Origin of the sequence: Nonomuraea sp. NPDC049784 (assembly GCF_040659615.1) — a bacterium.
In the GTDB taxonomy this organism is placed as follows: domain Bacteria; phylum Actinomycetota; class Actinomycetes; order Streptosporangiales; family Streptosporangiaceae; genus Nonomuraea.
In genome coordinates this window covers 1-2,103 of sequence record NZ_JBFAMX010001059.1, presented here as the reverse complement: position 1 = coordinate 2,103, position 2,103 = coordinate 1, and the positions used below count along the sequence as shown (strand labels likewise).

2 protein-coding genes are annotated in these 2,103 nt (G+C 68.8%); both read left to right on the top strand.

The window, feature by feature from the left end; all coding sequences use genetic code 11:
• On the top strand, positions 1 to 459 hold a 459-nt coding region (locus tag AB0J09_RS63190; RefSeq protein WP_360713919.1), incomplete at its 5' end, for a VOC family protein.
• Positions 460 to 713: 254 nt separating this feature from the next.
• Positions 714 to 2,103, top strand: a 1,390-nt coding sequence (locus tag AB0J09_RS63185) for a glycosyl hydrolase family 18 protein (RefSeq protein ID WP_360713917.1), incomplete at its 3' end; no start/stop codon positions are given.

Here is a 2,103-nt window from a genome sequence, read left to right as displayed (position 1 = left end):
GGCGCCTTCGTGCGCGACGTGCTCGGCGCCCGCGTGACCGAGCAGATCATGCTGGACAGCGGCCGGATCTCCGCCCAGTGGCTGCACTTCGCGAACAAGTCCTACGACCTCGTCTACACCGACGACTGGTCAGGCGCCTCCGGCCGGCTGCACCATCTCGCGTTCGCCACGAACACCCGCGAGGACATCCTCAGGGCCGCCGACATCTGCCTGGAGAACGGCGTGTTCATCGAGACCGGCCCGCACAAGCACGCCATCCAGCAGACCTTCTTCCTGTACGTCTACGAGCCCGGCGGCAACCGCATCGAGCTGTGCAACCCGCTGACCCGGCTCATCCTGGCGCCGGACTGGCGGACGATCACGTGGACGGAGGCCGAGCGCGCCAAGGGACAGGCGTGGGGGCTCAAGACCATCGCGTCCTTCCACTCACACGGCACCCCGCCCACCGCCACCGAGTGACGGCCGGGCCGGCCCGCAGCACGCAAGGGACCACAACGCCCTCGGTCAGGGGCCGGACCGCCGCATGACGGCCGCGTGGCCCGCCGGCTCATCGCGAGCCGCAGTCAACCGAGCGAGGCGGGTGGCGGGCCGATTTGACTCATTGACGCCTCCGCAGGCAGAGGCTAACGTCGTCTCATAACTTAAAGGAAACTTTCCTAATAGTTTCCTGGCATCCCACCCCCCATAAACCCCCCAACGGATGTCGGAGAGCCATGAGACACAGCACCCTGAGCAAGATCCTGGTGGCGTTATTGCTGCCCCTCAGCGCCGTGGCCGTCGCCCCGCCGCAGGCCTCGGCCTCGGAGTACGCCGCCGTGGCACAGTGGACGGCGTGGACGGCGTACACGGCCGGCACGCACGTCACGTACAACGGCGTCGAGTACGAGTGCATCCAGAGCCACACCTCCCAGCCCGGCTGGGAGCCCCCGAACGTGCCCGCCCTGTGGAAGGTCTCGAGCGGCGGCGGCACCGACACCACAGCCCCGTCGGTGCCCGGCAACCTGCGCTCGACCGGCGTGAGCAGCAGCAGCGTCTCCCTCGCCTGGGACGCCTCCACCGACAACGTCGCCGTCACCGGCTACGAGATCTACCGAGGCGGCACCCTCATCACCACCGTCACCGGCACCACCCACACCGACACCGGACTGACCGCCAACACCGCCTACACCTACACCGTCCGCGCCCGCGACGCCGCCGGCAACCGCTCCGCCAACAGCAATTCCATCACCGCCACGACCACGGGCGGCGGCGGAGGCGGCGGGAACAAGGTGCTCGGCTACTTCGTGCAGTGGGGCGTCTACCAGCGCGGATACCACGTCAAGAACATCGACACGAGCGGCTCGGCGGCCAAGCTGACCCACATCAACTACGCGTTCGGGAACGTGCAGAACGGCCAGTGCACGATCGGCGACAGCTACGCCGACTACGACCGCTTCTACCAGGCGGGCGAGAGCGTGGACGGCGTGGCCGACACCTGGGACACCGGCGCGCTGCGCGGCAGCTTCAACCAGCTGCGCAAGCTCAAGAAGAAGTACCCGAACCTGAAGGTGCTGTTCTCCTTCGGCGGCTGGACCTGGTCCGGCGGCTTCACCCAGGCCGCCCAGAACCCGACGGCCTTCGCCAACTCCTGCTACAACCTGGTCGAGGACCCGCGCTGGGCGGACGTGTTCGACGGCATCGACATCGACTGGGAGTACCCGAACGCCTGCGGCCTGACCTGCGACACCAGCGGCGCGCCGGCGTTCAGGAACGTCATGTCGGCGCTGCGCGCCCGCTTCGGCTCCGGCAACCTGGTCACCGCGGCCATCACCGCCGACGGCACCAACGGCGGCAAGATCGACGCGGCCGACTACGGCGGCGCCGCGCAGTACGTCGACTGGTACAACGTCATGACGTACGACTACTTCGGCGCCTTCGCGCCGCAGGGCCCGACCGCCCCGCACTCGCCGCTCACCTCCTACTCCGGGATCCCGACCCCGGGCTTCTACTCCGACGCCGCGATCCAGAAGCTCAAGAGCAAGGGCGTGCCGGCGAGCAAGCTGCTGCTCGGCATCGGCTTCTACGGCCGCGGCTGGAGCGGGGTCACGCAGTCCGCGCCCGGCG